This is a genomic window from Campylobacter sp. BCW_6465, assembly GCF_001762815.1.
Taxonomy (GTDB): domain Bacteria; phylum Campylobacterota; class Campylobacteria; order Campylobacterales; family Campylobacteraceae; genus Campylobacter_D; species Campylobacter_D jejuni.
This window is the reverse complement of sequence record NZ_MJXN01000025.1, coordinates 62,951-81,380: the sequence shown is the minus strand read 5'-3', so window position 1 is coordinate 81,380 and position 18,430 is coordinate 62,951. Positions and strand designations below refer to the sequence as shown.

The following is an 18,430-nucleotide window of genomic DNA, read 5'->3' as shown; positions in this document are numbered from 1 at the left end:
GATATTTAATTTTACTTGGTTATAATACTTTTATGATATTTTTAATTTTTTCTTTCATTGTATTATTGATTTTTGGCTTAGCAAATGTTTATATTTATAAAAGATTAATCAAGAAAATTACTCTTTTCAAGTATTTTTATAAAATTTTTGCTTTTATTTTTATTGTGCTTTTTTTAGCCCAAGCTGTGTTTTTAATATTTCGTAGAGATGAATATTTAAGTGATACTTGGTATGAAATTTTAGCCATGCTTTATGCGCCGACTTATTGTTTGTTTTTTATGACTTTAGCTTGGGATTTTATTAAATTGATTTTAGCTCTTATGGGTAAAAGAGATAAAAAATATAATCTTATTTTGCGTTTGATTTTTGAGCTTTCTCTTATAGTTTTAAGTGTGTTTTTAATTTATATAAGTATAAATAATGCTCTAAAAACACCTGAAGTAAAGAGTGTTGATGTTGAAATACCAAATCTTAAACAAGATTTAAAAATTGTCATGCTTACTGATATACATTTGGGTAAAAATTTGCATGAAAATTTTTTAGATAAGCTCATCACTAAAGTGAATTTGCAAAGTCCTGATATGGTTGTAATAGTAGGAGATCTGATTGATACTAATCCTAAAGATTTAAAAAATTACATCTCAAAACTTAATGATTTTAATTCCACTTATGGAACTTTTTATGCCTTGGGAAATCATGAGTATTATCATGGTATCAATAAAGTTTTGGATTTACTTAGAAAACATACTAATATGAAAATTTTAGTCAATCAAAATTTAGATTTAGGTTTTATAAATATTGCTGGACTTGGAGATTTAGCCGGACTTGATAAGGGTTTATATGCTCCTGATTTAGCAAGAATAAAAGTGGATTTAAATACAAGTAAAGCTAGTATTTTACTCACACATCAACCCAAAACAGCTTTGCTTTATGATTTAAGTGATTTTGACCTTGTTTTAAGTGGGCATACGCATGGAGGGCAAATTTTCCCTTTTATGTTTTTAGTTAAACTTCAGCAAGGTTTTGTTCATGGGCTTTATGATTTAGGAGAAAAAACTAAGCTTTATGTGAGTAGTGGAGCAGGATTTTGGGGGCTAAGTCTTAGAGTTTTTGCTCCGAGTGAAATAGTGATTTTAAATTTAAAAGGAAAAAAATGAGTTTTTCAAAAGAAAGTTCGAGGCTTTTTGGTTTTGTAGCGGGGATTAAATTTCCCAAAATGATACAAAAAGTTATTAATGAAAATTATGTTAAGTATTTTAATATCGATATGAGTGAATTTAAAGCTCCTTGTGAATACGAGAGTTTAAATGCTCTTTTTACAAGAACTTTGCAAATTCCAAGGAAACTTGAAGAAGGTTTTATCAGTCCAAGTGATGGTAAAATTTTAGAGTGTGGAAGTACTTTTTTAGCAAATGAAGAACATTTTGCTTTTTCTATAAAAGGACATGCTTATAGCGTTGAGGAGCTTTTAAAAGATAGCTTTGAAAAAGATGAACTTAAAAATGGGCTTGATTATGTCAATATTTATCTTTCTCCAAAAGATTATCATCGTTATCACAGCCCTTGTGATATGCAAATTTTAAGTGCAACTTACACAAGTGGAGTGCTTTATAGCGTAAATGAAAAACATTTAGAACGCATTAGTAATTTATATGTAAAAAATGAAAGAGTGAGTTTAAAATGTCAAAATGAAAAAGGTATTTTTTGGCTTGTTTTTGTAGGAGCGCAAAATGTAGGAAAAATGCGTTTTAATTTTGATGCAAGCATACAAACCAATGCTAAAATTTCTCATAATTTTACTAGAAAATATGAAAATTTAAATTTCAAAAAAGGCGGAGAACTAGGAAATTTTGAGCTAGGTTCTACTATAGTTTTAATCTCTCAAAAAGGACTTTTAACTTTTAATTTAAAAGTAGGGCAGGGTATTAAATTTGGAGAAAAAATAGCGGATTAGTTTTTAGGAGTTTTATTTGCCATTTGATAGATAAAGGCAAAAACTTCAGCTACAGCTTTATACATATTAGGTGGAATTTCATCACCTAAGTCAAGCTTGCTTAAAATTTCTATTAAATCTTCATCTTCTTTAATAGGAACTCCGTGTTCCTTGGCTAAAGAAATAATTTTAGCAGCACTTTCGCCTTTGCCACTTGCAAGCACTTTTGGTGCAGAGTTTTTTTCTTTTTGATAGCCTAGAGCTACAGCTTTTTTAATCGATCTTTTGATTTTGCTCATACTTTTTTATCCATACCCATTTCAAGATCTAAATTTTTCATATTTCTAGTATCAAATTTACTTCTTATGATATCACCTACAAAGAAATTTGCACTTAAAAGTCCTGCTTTATTGATATTTCTTTTAAGCTCATGGGCATTTTCATAGATGGTTTTTCTAAATTCAATATTTTCTGCCATAATATTAATATCTATATATTTTTCATTATTTAAAGAAATAAGAATTTCCAAATCCCCAAGTTTTGCAAATTCGAGTTTAATCTGAGCAAAAAATTTGTCCTTTTTTCCGCGTCTAAACATAATTTTAGAATCATTTAAATCATCCCAAGAAAAAGGCAGATAAGTATTGATAGAATCATTAGCTAAAGACATAAGCTGATTGATTTCAATTTGCGCTAAAAGACGATTAGCTTGATTGTATACAGCTTCATTGCCTTCATTTTTAGCTAAATTTGAAATTTGCAAAAGTGTTGATTTTACATCATGATGTAAAGATTCAGCTATATCTTGTTCTGTTTTTGGTTTAATTTGCGCTAGATCTTTGATAGAAAGATTGAGTTTGTGTTCGAGATTTTTAAGTTCTGCTTGATTAAGCTTGGCATTTTGAGTATAGGGTTCAAGTTCTTTTAAGCTTTCATTAAGTCTACGAGAAAGATTGCTTAAATTTTTACTTAAATCTTGCACTTGTTCTAGATCTAAATTTTCTACATTAAATGCTAAATTTTTTACAATATTTTGTTTTATAAATTCCTGATTTTTAAAAATATTTTGCATAGTTTGGTTATTGTTAGATTGAATATTTTGAGAATTATTTAAATTTTGCATATTGTTTGTGTTAGGATTATTTGTATTGATTGAAGTTTTGTTTTCTGTTTTTGTTTCATAAAATTTTGGATTTTCTTTGATATTTTCTTTTGATTTTTCTTGTTTTTCATCTTTAATTTTTTCTTGGTTTGGAGTAGAATTTTTTATATCATTGTCTGGATTATTTTCTGTTTCATTGTTTTGAATATCATTTTTTGTATCTTGGGTATCTTCTTCGTGGGTTTTTATATCAGAATCTAATTTTGAATCTTGCTTGGTATCATCTGTGAGATTTTCTTCTTTTGATGCTTTTATATGTTTTTCTTCATCTTGGTTTTTTGTGTTATGATTAAGTTTTTCTTCTTTGATATTTTCTTTGTTACTTAAAAGATTTTCTAAAATATTTTCTTTATCTTGTATTTTAGAAGCTTGATTGCCTAGTATATTTTTTAAAGTATTTTCAAGTTTTTCAAAGGCGGTAGCAGTTTGCTTAAGGATGTTTGGATCTTTTATCATTAAATTTTCTGGCTTATTAAGAGCTTTGAAAAAATCATTTTTGATGGAATTTAATTCTTTTAAAATTTTATTAGCCATAGGGGTGATTTTTTCTTGAGCATGACTGGGATTTTTACTTATATAATTTTTAAAATTTTCCAATTTAGAACTTAAATTTAAAAGTGCTTTAAAAGAACTTTGATTTAAAATTTGCTTATTTTCATTTTTGCTAGAATTAATAATATTTTTTAATTCTTTTAAAGTTTCTTTTGGGTTTAAATTTGCATTTGCAAGTTGGGCTATCTGAATACTTAGTTTTTCACTACTAAGACCTTTGATTGTACTTAAAAGAGAGTGAAAACTTTTGGGCAGCAATTCTTCGTTTAGGGCATCTTTTAATTTAGCTTCTAAAAATACGCCTGAATTTTTAAACAAAGGAGCTAAGTTGTTGTTTTTTATTTCACTGGCAGGTTTTAAAATTTGATTTAATCTGTCTAAAACTTGTGTAAAAGTATCGCTTTTTGCAAGTTCTGTGCTTAAAGTTTTTAATTCATTAGCAAAATTAGGAGCTAAATTTAAATTTTTTCCTTGTTTAAGCACAGGGGAATCGGGGTTTTTTTGAGCATTGATTTGATCTAAAAGTTTATTAACAAGTTCTTTTAATTTGGTGCCTGTTTCATTTTGAACAAATTTTGCTAGTATTTCTTCACTGCTAGCGTCCTTGCTTAAACCTAAATTTTGCTTTAAAGCTTGCGCAAGTGCTTCTTTTGGATTGTCCTTTAAATTTGTTTTATCTTTTGAAGTAGAGTTATCTACTTTTAAATCATTTTTTTGCGTATTGGCAATTTGACTTGCTAGTTGAGTATTAATCATCAAATATCACCATATTTCCAGGCTTTTTCTTAAATTTTTTATTTAAAATATTTGGTTTATTGATAGCAAAAAGAATTAAAAATGCTAAAGAAACTATATAAAACCATATAAAACCTTTGATTTCAAAGTATTGCATTAAAAAACCTAAAATTAAAGGGCCAAACAAAGAGCCCAAAGAATAGCAAAAAAGAACCCCACGACCTAACTCTACGCCTTTATTTTTGCTTACTAAAACATCATTTGCTCTAGCAAGTGCTAAAGCATATAAACAAAATATTCCTATACCAAGAGTAATTCCTAAAAAATATTGCATATACAAATGAAGTTTAAAAAAGATAAATATAAGCATAGTGATAAATCCTATGCTTGCGCAAGTGATAATGGCAAATTTGCGACCAAGTTTATCTGAAATAGTTCCTATGATGGTTTGTGCAATAAAACCACCTAAAACCCCACAAAATATAAAATAAGAAACCGCTTTTGTATCAAAACCTTGCAAAAGTATAAATAAAGATGCCATAGAAAAAAAGCCATTTATAAGCATTCCGGCTATAAAGCTTGTGACGATAGCTAAAGGAGCTATATCAAAAATTTTAGGTATAGAAATAGGACTTGATGCGGGCAAAACAGGTTCTTTGATTTTAATTAGATTTAAAGGTAAAGATGAAAGTAAAATTAAAGTTGCACTGAGGATAAATACACTATGTTTGCTTAAATTTAACGCTATGATTAAAACTCCAATACCAAATGCAAGATAAAAAACAATTTCATAAAAACCTAAAATTCTAGATCGAATGGCATTTTTGCTTTTTTCATTAAGCCATGATTCTATGACCATTAAAAGACCATAGTAGCAAATTCCTATGAAAAATCTTAAAACAGCCCAAAAAATAAGATTTTCGCTTACTGTATGAAGCATAGCTGAAATTCCAAAAATAGCCCCAAATAGCCCAAAAGAGCGTATATGACCTATACGAGAAATAATTTTATGAGCACTGATGGTTCCAACAAGAGCGCCTATAAAAAAACAAGAACTTACTACTCCAACAGCTAAAGAACTTTCTCCGTTTTCTTTTAATATAACACCTATAGAGCTTACTATCAAGGCATTACCTGCAAATAAAAATGCCATACCAGCAAAAAGTGCTGTCATTGATTTAATAATTTTTTTTGGACTCATACTTTTTTATATATAAAATAAAAATAAACACACAAACTAGCAAGGATGAAATTCCACAAATATAAGCAAAGATATCTAATTTATCTTGGCGATGTAAAAATAAAAATCCAGCAACCAATATTACATAAGCCATCAATTTAAAGAGAGTAAAAAACATAGTAAAAAAATGGATTTTCTCTTTAATATTTGGCTTTAAATCGTCTTTTAGAACTTTAAAATGAATAATTTTTGATAAATTTTGTTTTTTTTTGATAAAAAGCGATGAAATGAAATTAAAATCTTTTTCATAATTTTTTGATTTTTTTATAATGACTTTTTTATAATTTAAATAAGAAGCAAAAATAATCAATAAAACACTAAAAAAAGCTATTTCATAGCTTAAAAATGTGTCTAATTTAAAATGATTTAACGATAAAAATATGATCCAAAAAAATAAATGAATAATGGCAAAAATACAAAATAGAGCTTTTTTATGTTCCATTATTTGTTCTTTTCTTTTTGAATTTTTTCTTTGATCAACTCATCTCTTTCTTTAAATTCTTCATAGCTTTTTACTTGAACTTTATAAGCTTTATAAACATTAAGTATAGCAGCACTGATCCCCCAAAAAACTCCAAGCCAAAAAAGCCAAGGATAAGGAGTAAATTTTTTAAGCAAATATCCTATTCCCACACCTATAAATACAGCAATAACCATAGAGATACCAAGACTTAAACCATCCGCAGCTTCAAGAGTTTTGCGAATGATTTTTTGTCTTTTGCTGTTGGAATTTTCTAAGTGATTTTTTTCTTCTTTTAAAATATTGCTCATATTCTTTTAAAGCTTTCCCTAACAGCCTCTAATGTTGTATCTATAATTTTATCATCCATTTTTGAACATATAAAGCCTGTTTCAAATTGAGAAGGCGCTAAATAAACTCCATTTTCAAGCATATTTTTGTGAAATTTTGAAAATAATGCTAGATCAGATTTTAATGCATCTTGGTAGTTTGATACAGGATTTTTGGTGAAAAAGTATCCAAACATAGAACCTACATGACAAACTTGTAGCGGAAGTCCTTTTTCATCTGCTAATTTTTTCATTCCTTGGGTAAGTTTTTTTGCTAATTTTCCAAGCTTGTCATAAAGCTTGATTTTCTTTTTGGCTTTTGTAAGACTTGCTATACCTGCAGCCATTGCCAAAGGATTTCCACTTAAAGTTCCTGCTTGATAGACTCCACCCAAAGGACTTAAAATATCCATAATTTGAGCTCTAGAAGCAAATGCTGCTGCAGGTAGACCGCCTCCTATTACTTTGCCAAAAGTAATTATATCTGCTTGGATATGATTGATTCCATAGGAACCAAGGTAAGATGCTCTATATCCACTCATTACTTCATCAAAAATCAGCAGAGTTTGATTGTTTTTACAGATCTTAGCAAGTTCTTCTAAAAAATCTTGTTTAGCTGGAACTAACCCCATATTTCCAGCAATAGGCTCAATGATAACACATGCAATATCTTTATTTTTTTCAAAAAGCTCTTTAACGCTATTTATATCATTATATTTTGCTACTAAAGTGTGTTTAGCTACATCTTCTAAAACACCCAAGGAGCTAGGAGAGTTAAAAGTAGCAGCACCACTTCCTGCACTCACCAATAATGAATCAGAATGCCCGTGATAACATCCTTCAAATTTTAAAATTTTATCTTTTTTAGTAAAGCCACGGGCAAGACGAATAGCACTCATGGTTGCTTCTGTTCCACTACTTACAAAGCGGATTTTTTCTAAATGAGGAAAATCAGATAAAACAAGTTTGGCAAGTTCAGTTTCTAATAAAGTCGGAGCTCCAAAACTTGAACCTTTATGAAGTGCTTTTTGACAAGCTTTTTGTATATCTTTATCGCAATGTCCAAAAAGTAAAGGCCCCCAGCTTTGAACATAGTCTATATAAGAATTTCCATCTATATCGAAAATATAAGCACCTTTTCCATGGGAAATAAATTTTGGCTCACTTTGAACATTTGCAAAAGCACGAACTGGAGAATTTACACCACCTGCGATGAATTTACACGCTTCTTTAAAAGCTTTTTTGTTTGTCATTTTTCTTCCTTGCTAAATTGCTTGATGTAATTATATAAAGTTACAATTTCATCATTTGTTAAAGAGTAATTTGGCATGATTGATTTTGCGTCTTTACTCTGATTAAGAGAATTTTTAAAATTCTCAAAACTAAGATTTTGTATACTTGGAACTTTATAAGCTGTTTTAATACCATTTTTCATATAATATCCTAAAATTTGTTCGCTTCCATCTGCTCCATGACATTCTTTACAACTAATACCCCTTGGATTTTCATAAAGCATTTTAGAGTATTCTTTAAGAGTGATAAAATCAGCACCAAAAAGACTAATACTAAATAAAAAAAACATTAAAACAATTTTCAAAGTTTCACCTTGTTAATGAAGTTTTAATATGATACAATTTTTACTTTAAAAAAGTGATTAAATTTATAGAAGGAAAATAATGACTTTGCTTGATGGTAAAGCTTTGAGCGCAAAAATTAAAGAAGAATTAAAAGAAAAAAATCAATTTTTAAAAAGCAAAGGGATTGAAAGCTGTTTAGCTGTTATCTTGGTTGGAGATAATCCTGCAAGTCAAACTTATGTAAAATCTAAGGCTAAAGCCTGCGAAGAATGTGGAATTAAATCTTTAGTTTATCATCTTAATGAAAATACTACGCAAAATGAACTTTTGGCATTGATTAATACCTTAAATCACGATGATAGTGTTCATGGAATTTTGGTTCAGCTTCCTTTGCCTGATCATATTTGTAAAGATTTAATACTTGAAAGCATTATAAGCAGTAAAGATGTTGATGGTTTTCATCCTATTAATGTAGGATATTTAAATTTAGGCTTAGAAACTGGGTTTTTGCCTTGTACTCCACTTGGAGTTATGAAGCTTTTACGGGCTTATGAAATTGATTTAGAAGGAAAAGACGCTGTTATTATAGGTGCTTCAAATATAGTAGGTCGTCCTATGGCTACTATGCTTTTAAATGCTGGAGCTACAGTAAGCGTTTGTCATATCAAAACCAAAGATTTGAGCTTTTATACTAGACAGGCTGATTTGATTATAGTAGCAGCAGGTTGTGTGAATTTACTTCGATCAGATATGGTAAAAGAAGGAGTGATTGTTATTGATGTTGGAATCAATCGTCTTGAAAGTGGAAAGATAGTTGGAGATGTAGATTTTGAAGAAGTATCTAAAAAATCTAGTTATATAACTCCTGTTCCAGGTGGAGTAGGTCCTATGACTATAGCCATGCTTTTAGAAAATACAGTTAAATCTGCTAAAAATAGACTTAATTAGGAAAAATCTATGGAATTTTTAAAGAGATTATATAAATTTTCGCAGTCTTGGACTGGAACTGTAGTTATTGTTCTTTTGGTGATTTTTTTCTTTATACAAGCTTTTGTTATTCCTTCTGGTTCTATGAAAAACACCTTATTAGTGGGGGATTTTTTATTTGTTAAAAAATTTAGCTATGGTATCCCAACTCCTCATATTCCTTGGTTGGAAATTCCTGTTTTGCCAGATTTTAATAAAAATGGACATTTGATAAAAGCACAAGGGCCACAAAGAGGAGATATAGTTGTTTTTAGAAACCCTAGAAATGAAAAAGAACACTTTGTAAAGCGTTGTGTAGGTACAGGAGGAGATAGGATAGTTTATGCAAATAAAACACTTTATGTAAGAATGCATGAAGGTGATGATTTTATGAAAGAACATTATCCAAATGATCTTGTTACTCTTGGAGGGCAAATTTATGTAAAAGAACCTTATAAACAAAAAGGCATTCATTATGATCCAAAAAAAGATATAGAAAGTGATATCTTGCGCTTTCTTAGCATAGGTGATTTTGCTATGTCTCCAACTTATATTAAAGAACTTGGAAATCATATAGGTTTTAGCGGCGGAAATGCTTATGTTTTTGATGTACCTGAAAATGAGTATTTCATGATGGGTGATAATCGCGATTATTCTTATGATAGTCGTTTTTGGGGTTCTGTTCCTTATAAGTTGATAGTAGGTAAACCTTGGTTTGTATATTTCTCTTGGGATAAAGATAAAAATGTTCGCTGGGAAAGGATAGGGCGTTTTGTTGACACCTTGGAAAATGATGAACAATATATCCATGATCATGATGATGAGGATAAATTAAGCTAATGTTTGTGAAAAACACAAACATTATATTTTTAAAAGCGTGATTTCATCACCTTTTTTTAATTCACTTGTATTTTCTTCGCTTATAAGTAAAAACTCACTTTTAATAAGTGGAAGTATCATACCAGATCCAAATTTATTTTCATTAAATGGTGTAAAAATATCTTTTTCTAAATTTCCTAAGATGAGATTATTTCTTCCACTTTTAAGCTTTAAATCCATACCCATTTTGGCGTAAAATGTTAAAGGATTATCTAGGTTTCCACTTAATAAATCAATGATTTTTTTAGTAAAAATAAAACAAGAAAGATAAGCTGCCATAGGATTTCCTGGTAAAATCAATACGAAATTTTTACCCTTTTGATAAAGCTTAGTAGGCCTTGCAGGGCGTGCTTTTAAACCTTTAAAAAGCGGAGTAAAGCCTAATTCATCTAAAGCTTTTTCCATAAAATCAGCCTCGCCAACGCTTGCACCTCCTGAAGTGATTAAAAGATCAAAATTTGTATTTTTTAAAGCCTCTTTAGTGCTTTTAAAATTATCTTTGATAATACCTAAATAAGAAGCATTTTGAAGCATGGTTAGTAAAGGCAAAGCATTGGCATTATAAATACTTTCTTCATCACATTCTTGCCAAGGTTCTTTTAGCTCATTTCCACTTGAAAAAATACCTATGCGAATTTTTCTTATGACTTCTATTTTATAAAGCCCTTGAGAAGCAAGTAGGGCGATATGTTTATCATTAAGTTTAGTGCCTTTTTGAAGTAAAAGTTCACCTTTTTTTAATTCTTCGCCTTTATAACGATAGGCATTGTATTGTTTAGGAGCTTTTTTAATGATGAGTTTATTTTCTTCTATATACTCATCTTCTAGCATTAAGATAGTATCAGCATTTTTGGGCATTTTAGCCCCTGTCATGATTTTATAGCATTCATTTTTAGCAACTGTATAAAAATTTTTATCTCCTGCAAAAATAGTTCCTTTAATTTCCAAAGCCTCATTGATATCAGCATAATTAAAAGCATAGCCATCAAGAGCAGCATTGTCAAAACTGGGTAGATTTTTTCTAGCATATAAATCTTTAGCTAAAATTCTATCTTTTGCTTTTTCAAGGCTAATAAGTTCACTTTCATCTAAGCATGAAATTTGATTTTCTAAGTCTTTTAAGGTTTCAAAGATATTTTTCATTCTTCAAGCCTTGTGATTTTTACACCTAAACCTTTAAATTTTTCTTCTAAATTTTCATACCCCCTATCAAGATGGTAAATTCTATGGACTTTGCTTGTACCTTTAGCTGCAAGAGCTGCTAAGATAAGGGCTGAGGAAGCACGCAAATCTGTAGCCATGACATCAGCAGCGTTAAGTTCTTTTCCGCCTACTATAGTAGCAATATGACCATTGAGTTTAATATCCGCACCCATTCTTAAAAGTTCACTTACATGCATGAAACGATTTTCAAATAGTCTTTCATCGATAATACTAGTTCCATTAGCTTTTAAGGCTAATGCCATAAACTGCGCTTGCATATCGGTTGGAAAGCCTGGATATTCACTTGTCATGATTTCTACAGGTTTAATTTCTTTAGCAGGAAGTAGGGTGATACCATCTTCTGCAATCAGAGTTTCAAAACCCATTTGATGAAGTTTTGCTAAAACTGCACTAAGATGAGTGGCGTTAACTTTATCTAAAGTAATTTTAGAATTTGTAATAGCCCCTGCACAAAGATAAGTTCCTGCTTCAATTCTATCAGGTATAACGCTAAATTCTTTAAATTCTAAAAGTTCCCCATCACTACCATAAATTTCAAGCTCATCTGCACCTATGCCTTTGATTTCAAGTCCTGCGTCTTTTAAAACTTCGCAAAGTTGAACTACTTCGGGTTCTTTTGCAACATTTAAGAGTTTAGTTTTACCTTTAGCTAAAGCTGCTGCCATGATGATGTTTTCGCTACCTGTAACCGTGATTTTATCAAAAAGAATTTCATTGCCTTTTAAATTTCCACTAGCTACGACATAACCTTGTTTGATTTGTATATTTGCCCCCATTTTTTCCAAGGCTAAAAGATGTAAATCAATAGGTCTTTGTCCTATAGCGCATCCTCCAGGTAAAGATACTTCACAATGTCCAAAACGAGCAAGTAAAGGCCCTAGAGTAAGTATGGAAGCACGCATTTTACGCACAATGTCATATTTGGCTATAGTTTGATTAAGAGTGATTGTGTTTAATAAAGCACTATTGTTTTCAAAATTGACCTTAGCTCCTAAATTTTCTAGTAAAGATATAAGAGTTTTTATATCAGCAACATTAGGAACATTGTTGATTTTTACTTCGTTTTTGGCAAGTATGCTTGAAACGATCAAGGGTAGGGCGGCATTTTTTGCTCCGCTTATTGTAACATTTCCGCTTAGATGATTTGTGCCTTCGATTTCTAGATAAGTCATATTTTTCCTTGAAAAAGTTTAAAAATGCATCATTATAGCATTCTTAAACTTTTGAAAAAATATAATCAAGCTTGTTGGCTTTGGAGTTCTTGAATTTGAGCTTGAATTACATCTGCTTGAGATTTTAGCACATCAATTTGTTTTTGAAATGTCGTTTTCATTTGTTCGTTAGCGTTTGTCATTTTTTGAGTAAGTTCTGCAATTTTAGCTAAAATTTCAGCTAATTTTGCTATTAAAGCCTCTAATGCGGGATTTACGCCACCTTTGCTACTTTGGATGGAATTTTGGTCTTTGTGGTTTTCTATTTTTTCTTGACTTACTTTGATTTCATATTCTTTTTCATTTTTTGAATTTGTTTGACTTAAACTTCTTGCTTCATCTGAAATTTGAATTTTAACCACATTGTCACTATGAACATTACTTACCAAATCATTGTCTTTGTTTATTTGTGTTTGATAATTGCTAAAATTTTTTGTCAAAGTATCTATTTTCATCTTAAATCTTTTTAAATTAATTTATATTGTTATCGGTTTTTTTATTTATAAATTTATATTAATGATAATTATTTTAAGGATATTTTATTTTAGATTTTCATATTTATATTTTAAATGCAAAAAAGACTAAAGCTTCATAAAGTTTTTAAGTATTTTTTTACCTTTTTGAGTTAAAACCGCTTCGGGGTGAAATTGCAATCCATAAATAGGATATTTTTTATGTTTAATTGCCATAATAATATTTTCTGAATTATGAGCTAAAATTTTGCATTTTTTAGGCATAGAACTAATATACAAAGAATGATATAAGCAAATTTCAATTTCTTTTTTAATACCCTTAAAAATAGGATCTTTTTTAAAATAAAGTTTAGAAATTTTACCATGCATGGGATTTTGTATTTTAGAAACCCTGCCGCCAAAAACTTCAGCTATACACTGATGTCCTAAACATATACCTAAAATTTTTTTATTTTTTTTAAAATATTTGATTGCTTTTAAGCTTAATTTAGATTCCTTGGGAGAATGAGGGCCAGGAGAGATGATAAGATGAGTGAAATCAAATTTTTCTAATTCTTTAGCTTTTTTAAAGGTATCATTTTTTATCACTTTACATTCAAAACCAAGTTCTTTAAGATAATAGATGATGGTATAACTAAAAGAATCATAATTATCTATAAATAAAATTTTCTTCATTGTAATTTTACCTTTTTTAAACCACGCACGGAATTAATACAATAAATATTTTCTGCTTCAAATAAATCTTGTTTAAATAATGCTTTTTCTTTTATCAAACCAAGATTGATTAAGAAATTTCTATATACGCCATTTAACATACCGCTTTGAATTTGTGGAGTATAAAATTGAGAGTTTTTTTCTAAGATGAGATTGGTTCTTGAACCTTCGCAAAGTTCATCTTTTTCGTTAAAAAAAGCTATGTCATAACACAAGTTTTGATGCCATTTGTATGAGTGTTGATTATAAAAAGTACGCAAAGAGCTTTTGTGATAGAGATTGTCACTTTTTGAGTTAATTTTATCATCACTTAAAAGCAAAATATCGTTTGAATTTTGTTTTAAGGCACTTTGTTGAAATTCGTATCTTCCGTCTTTGTATAAAATAAGCTTTAAAATTCCTTCTTTGTGTGGATTTTTAAAGGGTAGGGGAAAATTATAAAATAAAGAGTGTTTTTTATGGAAAATTTTTTCATCGAGTTTAAAAAGTGTAAAATTTTGATATTCTTTATAAGAATTTTTTTGATTTAAAATATTATAAAAATCTTTAAAGATGTTGTGAGTATTAAAATTAAATTTAAGAGCTGAATTTATAAGCCTTAATAAATGTTCTTTTAAAAATAAAATTTGAGAATTTTTAAAATACATGGTTTCAAAAAGATGAAAATCACAAGGATTTAAGATCGCGCTTTTAAGTTTTAATTCTTCAAATTCATCTTTGAAATTTGAGTCCCAAACCAAGCCACTACCCGTGCTATAAGTATAAATTTCATCTTGTTTTTCTAAGGTGCGTATGGCTACGCTAAATTTATTTTTATTTTTGTGTATTAAACCTATGGTTCCGCAGTAAATACCACGCTCTCTTTGTTCTAATTCTTTAATAAATTTGATACTTTCAAGCTTTGGAGCACCTGTAATAGAACCGCAAGGAAAGAGAGCTTTAAAAATTTGATATAAAGAAATATTTTTTTTAAGTTTTCCTTGTACGCTTGAAGTCATTTGATGTAAAGTAGGATGACTTTGAATTTCAAAAAGTTTGGTTTTTAAGCTTTTTTTTGTGATGATTTTTGAAAGATCGTTGCGTAAAAGATCGCAAATCATAACATTTTCACTTAGATTTTTTGTATCATTTTGCAAGAAGGTTTTATTTTCTTCATCTTTTATAGGATCTTTATCACGCTTAATTGTGCCTTTCATAGGTTTTGTAAATATTTTTCTTTTTTTGGTCTTGAAGAAAAGTTCAGGTGAGAAGGACAAAATTTCTCTTGTTTCATCTTTTATAAAAGCTTTAAATTCAGTATTTTGTCTAGAAAGCAAAAGTTTAAAAAGTTCAAAAGAATCCATTTTGCTATGAAATTTAAAATTTTGAGTGAGGTTGATTTGATAAACTCTTCCTTTGGAGATTGCCTCTTTAACCTTGATGAAATTTTCTTTGTAATTATCTTGATCTAAAAAATTTATAAATTCAGGAATAAATTTTTCTTCATCAATATCTTCTTTTTGAAATTTTTTTCTTTTTTTAAAAGCAAATATAGACAAATAAGCTTTTTTACTTGTGAAATTTTTATCTTGAAAATATCTATATAGCTCATAATCAGCAAGCATTAAAATATAAAAATCATTTTTATATTTTTCTATAAATTTAAAGCACTTTTTACTTTCTTTGTGGTTAAAGGCTTTTAAAGTGTGTTTTAAATCATAGTAAAAATATCCACCAAAAACAGCATAGTTTTCAAGAGTCACTTAATTCCTTTGCAACCTGTGCGGCAAGTTTTAATTTATCATTATCAAAATGAGTATAAATTCTTGAAGTATTTAAACTCGCATGTCCTAAAGCTTCTTGAACTAAAATTAAATCTTTTTGCTTTTTATAAAGTAGGGTGGCAAAAGTATGACGCAACATGTGAGCACCATTTTTTTGTTTGCGAATTCCTGCACGAAATAAAAGCTGTTCTACTATGCGACTGACATAAGATTGGGTCAGTGGAGTGCCTTTTTTATTGACAAAAAGCAGGGCGTCTTTGCTCATATAATTAATACTTACATTTTTAAGCAAATCGTAAATAAGTTCTTTTTTTATCATTACAACACGATATTTATTGCCTTTAGCTCTTATTCTTATGATATAAAGATCGTTTTCTTCGCTAATATCACCCATTTTGATATTGATAGCTTCGCTTACCCGTATGCCTGTAAAAATGATGATTTTAATAATAAGTTTATTGCGTATGGTATTGTTTTTAAAATCTGCATTTTCAATAGCATCAAGAAATTTTTTAAGTTCTTCTTCACTCATAAATTCAGGTAATTTTACCCCTTTAGAACCCGCTATACCTGCCCAGTTTTTAAGATTGATATTGAAAATATGCGCTTTTTCATCTTCTTCATTTTGCTTGTCTAAAAAATCAAAAAAATTAATCACAGCAATACGGTAATTTTTTTTACTTGCATCTGATAAAGCACCTGTTATACTTGCTAAAACTTCTACAATGAGTTCTTCATCAATCTGTTTTAAAGAGTAAAGCTTGTAAAAATTTAAATATTCAAATACTTTTTTTAAAGGATTAAAATAAGTATTAATTCCACTTAAACCAGCATTTCTTGCTTTTTTTGCTAGAGCGTCAAGTTCTTCAATGTTTTTTACACCTTTTGCAAGAGCAAAATTAACTTCTGCTAAAGCTTGTGGATTTTTTAATTCTTTGTTAGATAGCGAGTTGAGTTTAAATTTTACATATTTTGCTAGCCAAAATAAGAATGATTTTTCAAAATTTTCTTCACAATCTAAAGGGTATTTCATAAAAACTTTTCCTAAATCTAAAATTTTAGCTTTTTAACTAGAAAAGGTATTTTAGTATTAACTTAGTAAAAAAAAGCTTTTTTAGGAAAAAGTTTGTTTTTATATGCAAGCCAAAAAGATTGAAATATTTTTTTAAATAAATCTTATATCAATCATAAAAAGATATGATAAAAGGTAAAAATATGTAAAATTTATAATTTTGTATTGAAAACTGTAATTTTCAAACTTTTTTATATACACCTAGATTATTCTACTTTGATATAGATTAAGCTACTATTTTTACATACTTTTATGATTTTACCTTTTGAGTGAAATAAACTTATCCATAAAATATAATGTAAAAAATTGATAATTTTATTTTGTAAATTAAAATTATATTTTATTTTTCTTGAAAACTATAAAGAATATTTAAAAATTAAATGATTTTATATTATTATCAAAATATACATAAAAATGATAACTTGTGCATTAAATTTTTTAATCCCCTATTCTTGATTTTTAGTTAAAGTAAATATTCTTAGTTATAAAATTTTTAAGAATATTTTTATTTTAATAGTTTTATAATGGTTATTACATAAAAACTTAATAAAAAGTTTTATCAAAACCAAATTTCAAGGAGAAGGTAATGAAATTTCCAGTAAAATTAGCAAGATCTATTGTTGTATGTGCTTTTTTAGCAGGTATAAGTGCCAGTGCATTAAGTGAAGGTAAAGAATATGTAATTCTTAAAAATCCTATTGCTAACGCTGATAATTCATTGATTGAAATTTTTTCTTATCGCTGTACTCATTGCTATGATCATCACAAATTTAATACCATGGGTAAAGTTAAAGAAAAATTACCTAATTTAACTTATAAATTTTATCCTGTAAGTTCTATGGGAGATTATGGAAAGCAAGCTAATGAAATTTTTGCTTTTGCGGCATTTAAAGATGGTGTAAATAAAGCTGATCCTACGGATAAAAATAGCTTAACTCATAAAGTTGCTGAAGCTTATTTTAATGCATATTTTAAGAAAAAACAAAGATGGGAAAATGGTAAAAATCCTGAAGCTTTTTATAGTGTCGGTTTAAAAGCAATGAATGTAAGTAAAGCTGATTTTGAAAATTTCTTAAAAACTCCAGAGGCTGCAGAGCTTTTAAAAAGTTATGAAATTGCCAATCCTATTTCGCAAAATTATGGCACCCCTGCTTTTGTTGTTAATGGAAAATATCAAATCGTTCCAAGTGCAATTAACTCTCCAGAGGCTTTGATTGAAATTACTAAAGAACTTAGCAAGCAAAAATGAGTTGTATAAAAATGAAAGATAATTGCAGAAATTTTTCACTTTCCAAATGGCAAGATACGCGCAAACCTTGGTTAATTTTGATTATAGTTACTATAGGGCTTACTTGTATAGCGCATTTTTTATTTCAAGAATATCTTTTTATGGAACCTTGCGAACAATGTGTGTATATAAGATTTGATATGCTTGTTATGGCTATAGGTGGTATGATTGCATTAATCAACCCTAAAAATAATATTATAAAAATTTTTTCTTATGGCTTAGCTTTTTATGGAATTTGGCTTGGCTTGGAGCATTGTATAACTTTAAATCATATTCATGAAGTGGTTCATTCTGAAAATCCTTTTGCAGGTGTAGATGGATGTTGTGAAATTCCTATTTATCCATTTAATTTACCTTTGCATGAGTGGGCTCCTAGTTGGTTTTTGCCAACAGGAGAATGTGGGATGGATACCCCTGTAGTTCCAGAAAATGCTTATAATCATCTTAATGCTTTTCAAAAATTTTTTATAGGAACTCCACCTAATTTTGAAAATGGGCTTTATAGCAATGGTTGGTATTTGATTCCTAGTTTAAAGTTTATGAATATGGCAATTTGCTGTCTTATAGCATTTTTATGTTGTTTTATTGTGCTTTTTGCAATGTTTATAGTCTATGTTTTAGATAAAAATAAACCTAATGCTAAAATTTTTGCATTGGTGATTGTTATTTTGGTTTTGATGCTTAAATTTATAGGCGAACCAAAAAATCCAAATCAAAATATAGCTAGTTTAAATCATTTAAATCAAATCATTTAAAGATACTCTTAAAATACGCAACAAATTATTTTTGTTGTGTATTATTAAAATTTTATTAAGCTATCTTAGGATGGCTTAAATAATTTTAAAGGATTGA

At 28.7% G+C, this 18,430-nt stretch carries 19 protein-coding genes; 6 read left to right on the top strand and 13 right to left on the bottom strand.

The genetic code is table 11. The annotated features are described in order from the left end of the window. Positions 1 to 32 precede the first annotated feature (32 nt). Positions 33 to 1,157 carry a metallophosphoesterase gene (locus AJ886_RS02360; RefSeq protein ID WP_070287069.1) on the top strand — a complete coding sequence of 375 codons (1,125 nt, stop codon included), beginning with the start codon at positions 33 to 35 and terminating at the stop codon, positions 1,155 to 1,157. Continuing rightward, positions 1,154 to 1,954 carry a phosphatidylserine decarboxylase gene (locus tag AJ886_RS02355; RefSeq protein ID WP_070233335.1) on the top strand — a complete coding sequence of 267 codons (801 nt, stop codon included), beginning with the start codon at positions 1,154 to 1,156 and terminating at the stop codon, positions 1,952 to 1,954. Before AJ886_RS02360 ends, AJ886_RS02355 begins: the two co-directional genes overlap by 4 nt. Here the strand turns inward: AJ886_RS02355 and AJ886_RS02350 are convergent. The 7 genes from AJ886_RS02350 to AJ886_RS02320 are packed head-to-tail and all read right to left on the bottom strand — an operon-like array spanning position 1,951 to position 8,008. Then, positions 1,951 to 2,232, bottom strand: a complete 282-nt coding sequence (locus AJ886_RS02350; protein ID WP_002852641.1) for a FlhB-like flagellar biosynthesis protein — start codon at positions 2,230 to 2,232, stop codon at positions 1,951 to 1,953. The genes AJ886_RS02355 and AJ886_RS02350 overlap by 4 nt on opposite strands. Continuing rightward, positions 2,229 to 4,403 carry a flagellar hook-length control protein FliK gene (locus AJ886_RS02345; RefSeq protein WP_070278579.1) on the bottom strand — a complete coding sequence of 725 codons (2,175 nt, stop codon included), beginning with the start codon at positions 4,401 to 4,403 and terminating at the stop codon, positions 2,229 to 2,231. Before AJ886_RS02345 ends, AJ886_RS02350 begins: the two co-directional genes overlap by 4 nt. After that, entirely contained in the window at positions 4,396 to 5,583 is a 1,188-nt protein-coding gene (locus AJ886_RS02340) for an MFS transporter (RefSeq protein ID WP_070233337.1), read from the bottom strand. Before AJ886_RS02340 ends, AJ886_RS02345 begins: the two co-directional genes overlap by 8 nt. Beyond that, a complete protein-coding gene (locus tag AJ886_RS02335) occupies positions 5,561 to 6,064 on the bottom strand; it encodes a hypothetical protein (RefSeq protein ID WP_070233338.1) in 504 nt (167 codons plus the stop codon). The genes AJ886_RS02340 and AJ886_RS02335 overlap by 23 nt, the downstream gene beginning before the upstream one ends. Further along, positions 6,064 to 6,393: an AtpZ/AtpI family protein gene (locus AJ886_RS02330; RefSeq protein WP_044780763.1), complete on the bottom strand. Its 330-nt coding sequence runs from the start codon at positions 6,391 to 6,393 to the stop codon at positions 6,064 to 6,066. Before AJ886_RS02330 ends, AJ886_RS02335 begins: the two co-directional genes overlap by 1 nt. Continuing rightward, positions 6,390 to 7,664 carry a glutamate-1-semialdehyde 2,1-aminomutase gene (gene hemL, locus AJ886_RS02325; protein ID WP_070233339.1) on the bottom strand — a complete coding sequence of 425 codons (1,275 nt, stop codon included), beginning with the start codon at positions 7,662 to 7,664 and terminating at the stop codon, positions 6,390 to 6,392. Before hemL ends, AJ886_RS02330 begins: the two co-directional genes overlap by 4 nt. Then, positions 7,661 to 8,008: a c-type cytochrome gene (locus AJ886_RS02320; protein ID WP_002852485.1), complete on the bottom strand. Its 348-nt coding sequence runs from the start codon at positions 8,006 to 8,008 to the stop codon at positions 7,661 to 7,663. The genes hemL and AJ886_RS02320 overlap by 4 nt, the downstream gene beginning before the upstream one ends. A gap of 79 nt (positions 8,009 to 8,087) precedes the next feature. On the opposite strand from AJ886_RS02320, the gene folD reads away from it, so the two are divergent. Then, a complete protein-coding gene (gene folD / locus AJ886_RS02315) occupies positions 8,088 to 8,936 on the top strand; it encodes a bifunctional methylenetetrahydrofolate dehydrogenase/methenyltetrahydrofolate cyclohydrolase FolD (RefSeq protein ID WP_052950044.1) in 849 nt (282 codons plus the stop codon). 9 nt (positions 8,937 to 8,945) lie between these two features. Further along, complete coding sequence (gene lepB / locus AJ886_RS02310; RefSeq protein WP_070233340.1) at positions 8,946 to 9,794, top strand: signal peptidase I; 849 nt, start codon at positions 8,946 to 8,948, stop codon at positions 9,792 to 9,794. A 21-nt stretch (positions 9,795 to 9,815) separates the two neighbouring features. On the opposite strand, the gene AJ886_RS02305 is transcribed toward lepB, so the two are convergent. The 6 genes from AJ886_RS02305 to AJ886_RS02280 all read right to left on the bottom strand — a co-directional run bounded on the left by AJ886_RS02305 (position 9,816) and on the right by AJ886_RS02280 (position 16,251). Continuing rightward, the gene (locus tag AJ886_RS02305; protein ID WP_070233341.1) at positions 9,816 to 10,976 is read right to left on the bottom strand and encodes a molybdopterin molybdotransferase MoeA; all 1,161 of its coding nucleotides are present in this window, start codon (positions 10,974 to 10,976) and stop codon (positions 9,816 to 9,818) included. Then, on the bottom strand, positions 10,973 to 12,229 hold the full coding sequence (gene murA / locus AJ886_RS02300; RefSeq protein ID WP_070233342.1) for a UDP-N-acetylglucosamine 1-carboxyvinyltransferase: 1,257 nt from the start codon (positions 12,227 to 12,229) through the stop codon (positions 10,973 to 10,975). Before murA ends, AJ886_RS02305 begins: the two co-directional genes overlap by 4 nt. 65 nt (positions 12,230 to 12,294) lie before the next feature. Further along, positions 12,295 to 12,723, bottom strand: coding sequence for a flagellum-secreted nonflagellar protein FspA2 (fspA2, locus tag AJ886_RS02295; protein WP_070233343.1), 429 nt, complete (start codon positions 12,721 to 12,723; stop codon positions 12,295 to 12,297). 126 nt (positions 12,724 to 12,849) lie between these two features. Beyond that, positions 12,850 to 13,416: an anthranilate synthase component II gene (locus tag AJ886_RS02290; RefSeq protein WP_070233344.1), complete on the bottom strand. Its 567-nt coding sequence runs from the start codon at positions 13,414 to 13,416 to the stop codon at positions 12,850 to 12,852. Beyond that, a complete protein-coding gene (locus AJ886_RS02285) occupies positions 13,413 to 15,197 on the bottom strand; it encodes a bifunctional chorismate-binding protein/class IV aminotransferase (RefSeq protein WP_044794263.1) in 1,785 nt (594 codons plus the stop codon). Before AJ886_RS02285 ends, AJ886_RS02290 begins: the two co-directional genes overlap by 4 nt. Further along, the gene (locus AJ886_RS02280) at positions 15,187 to 16,251 is read right to left on the bottom strand and encodes a tyrosine-type recombinase/integrase (protein WP_002861500.1); all 1,065 of its coding nucleotides are present in this window, start codon (positions 16,249 to 16,251) and stop codon (positions 15,187 to 15,189) included. The genes AJ886_RS02285 and AJ886_RS02280 overlap by 11 nt, the downstream gene beginning before the upstream one ends. A 625-nt stretch (positions 16,252 to 16,876) precedes the next feature. On the opposite strand from AJ886_RS02280, the gene AJ886_RS02275 reads away from it, so the two are divergent. Continuing rightward, positions 16,877 to 17,539 carry a thiol:disulfide interchange protein DsbA/DsbL gene (locus AJ886_RS02275; RefSeq protein WP_052780819.1) on the top strand — a complete coding sequence of 221 codons (663 nt, stop codon included), beginning with the start codon at positions 16,877 to 16,879 and terminating at the stop codon, positions 17,537 to 17,539. Further along, complete coding sequence (gene dsbI, locus AJ886_RS02270; protein ID WP_070287068.1) at positions 17,536 to 18,333, top strand: protein-disulfide oxidoreductase DsbI; 798 nt, start codon at positions 17,536 to 17,538, stop codon at positions 18,331 to 18,333. Before AJ886_RS02275 ends, dsbI begins: the two co-directional genes overlap by 4 nt. Positions 18,334 to 18,430: the final 97 nt, after the last annotated feature.

What these genes read in the sequence shown, in the direction of transcription:
- AJ886_RS02360 (WP_070287069.1), top strand. Translation starts at nt 33, where the DNA reads ATGATATTTTTAATTTTTTCTTTCATTGTATTATTGATTTTTGGCTTA.
- AJ886_RS02355 (WP_070233335.1), top strand. Translation starts at nt 1,154, where the DNA reads ATGAGTTTTTCAAAAGAAAGTTCGAGGCTTTTTGGTTTTGTAGCGGGG.
- AJ886_RS02350 (WP_002852641.1), bottom strand. Translation starts at nt 2,232, where the DNA reads ATGAGCAAAATCAAAAGATCGATTAAAAAAGCTGTAGCTCTAGGCTAT.
- AJ886_RS02345 (WP_070278579.1), bottom strand. Translation starts at nt 4,403, where the DNA reads ATGATTAATACTCAACTAGCAAGTCAAATTGCCAATACGCAAAAAAAT.
- AJ886_RS02340 (WP_070233337.1), bottom strand. Translation starts at nt 5,583, where the DNA reads ATGAGTCCAAAAAAAATTATTAAATCAATGACAGCACTTTTTGCTGGT.
- AJ886_RS02335 (WP_070233338.1), bottom strand. Translation starts at nt 6,064, where the DNA reads ATGGAACATAAAAAAGCTCTATTTTGTATTTTTGCCATTATTCATTTA.
- AJ886_RS02330 (WP_044780763.1), bottom strand. Translation starts at nt 6,393, where the DNA reads ATGAGCAATATTTTAAAAGAAGAAAAAAATCACTTAGAAAATTCCAAC.
- hemL (WP_070233339.1), bottom strand. Translation starts at nt 7,664, where the DNA reads ATGACAAACAAAAAAGCTTTTAAAGAAGCGTGTAAATTCATCGCAGGT.
- folD (WP_052950044.1), top strand. Translation starts at nt 8,088, where the DNA reads ATGACTTTGCTTGATGGTAAAGCTTTGAGCGCAAAAATTAAAGAAGAA.
- lepB (WP_070233340.1), top strand. Translation starts at nt 8,946, where the DNA reads ATGGAATTTTTAAAGAGATTATATAAATTTTCGCAGTCTTGGACTGGA.
- AJ886_RS02305 (WP_070233341.1), bottom strand. Translation starts at nt 10,976, where the DNA reads ATGAAAAATATCTTTGAAACCTTAAAAGACTTAGAAAATCAAATTTCA.
- murA (WP_070233342.1), bottom strand. Translation starts at nt 12,229, where the DNA reads ATGACTTATCTAGAAATCGAAGGCACAAATCATCTAAGCGGAAATGTT.
- fspA2 (WP_070233343.1), bottom strand. Translation starts at nt 12,723, where the DNA reads ATGAAAATAGATACTTTGACAAAAAATTTTAGCAATTATCAAACACAA.
- AJ886_RS02290 (WP_070233344.1), bottom strand. Translation starts at nt 13,416, where the DNA reads ATGAAGAAAATTTTATTTATAGATAATTATGATTCTTTTAGTTATACC.
- AJ886_RS02280 (WP_002861500.1), bottom strand. Translation starts at nt 16,251, where the DNA reads ATGAAATACCCTTTAGATTGTGAAGAAAATTTTGAAAAATCATTCTTA.
- AJ886_RS02275 (WP_052780819.1), top strand. Translation starts at nt 16,877, where the DNA reads ATGAAATTTCCAGTAAAATTAGCAAGATCTATTGTTGTATGTGCTTTT.
- dsbI (WP_070287068.1), top strand. Translation starts at nt 17,536, where the DNA reads ATGAGTTGTATAAAAATGAAAGATAATTGCAGAAATTTTTCACTTTCC.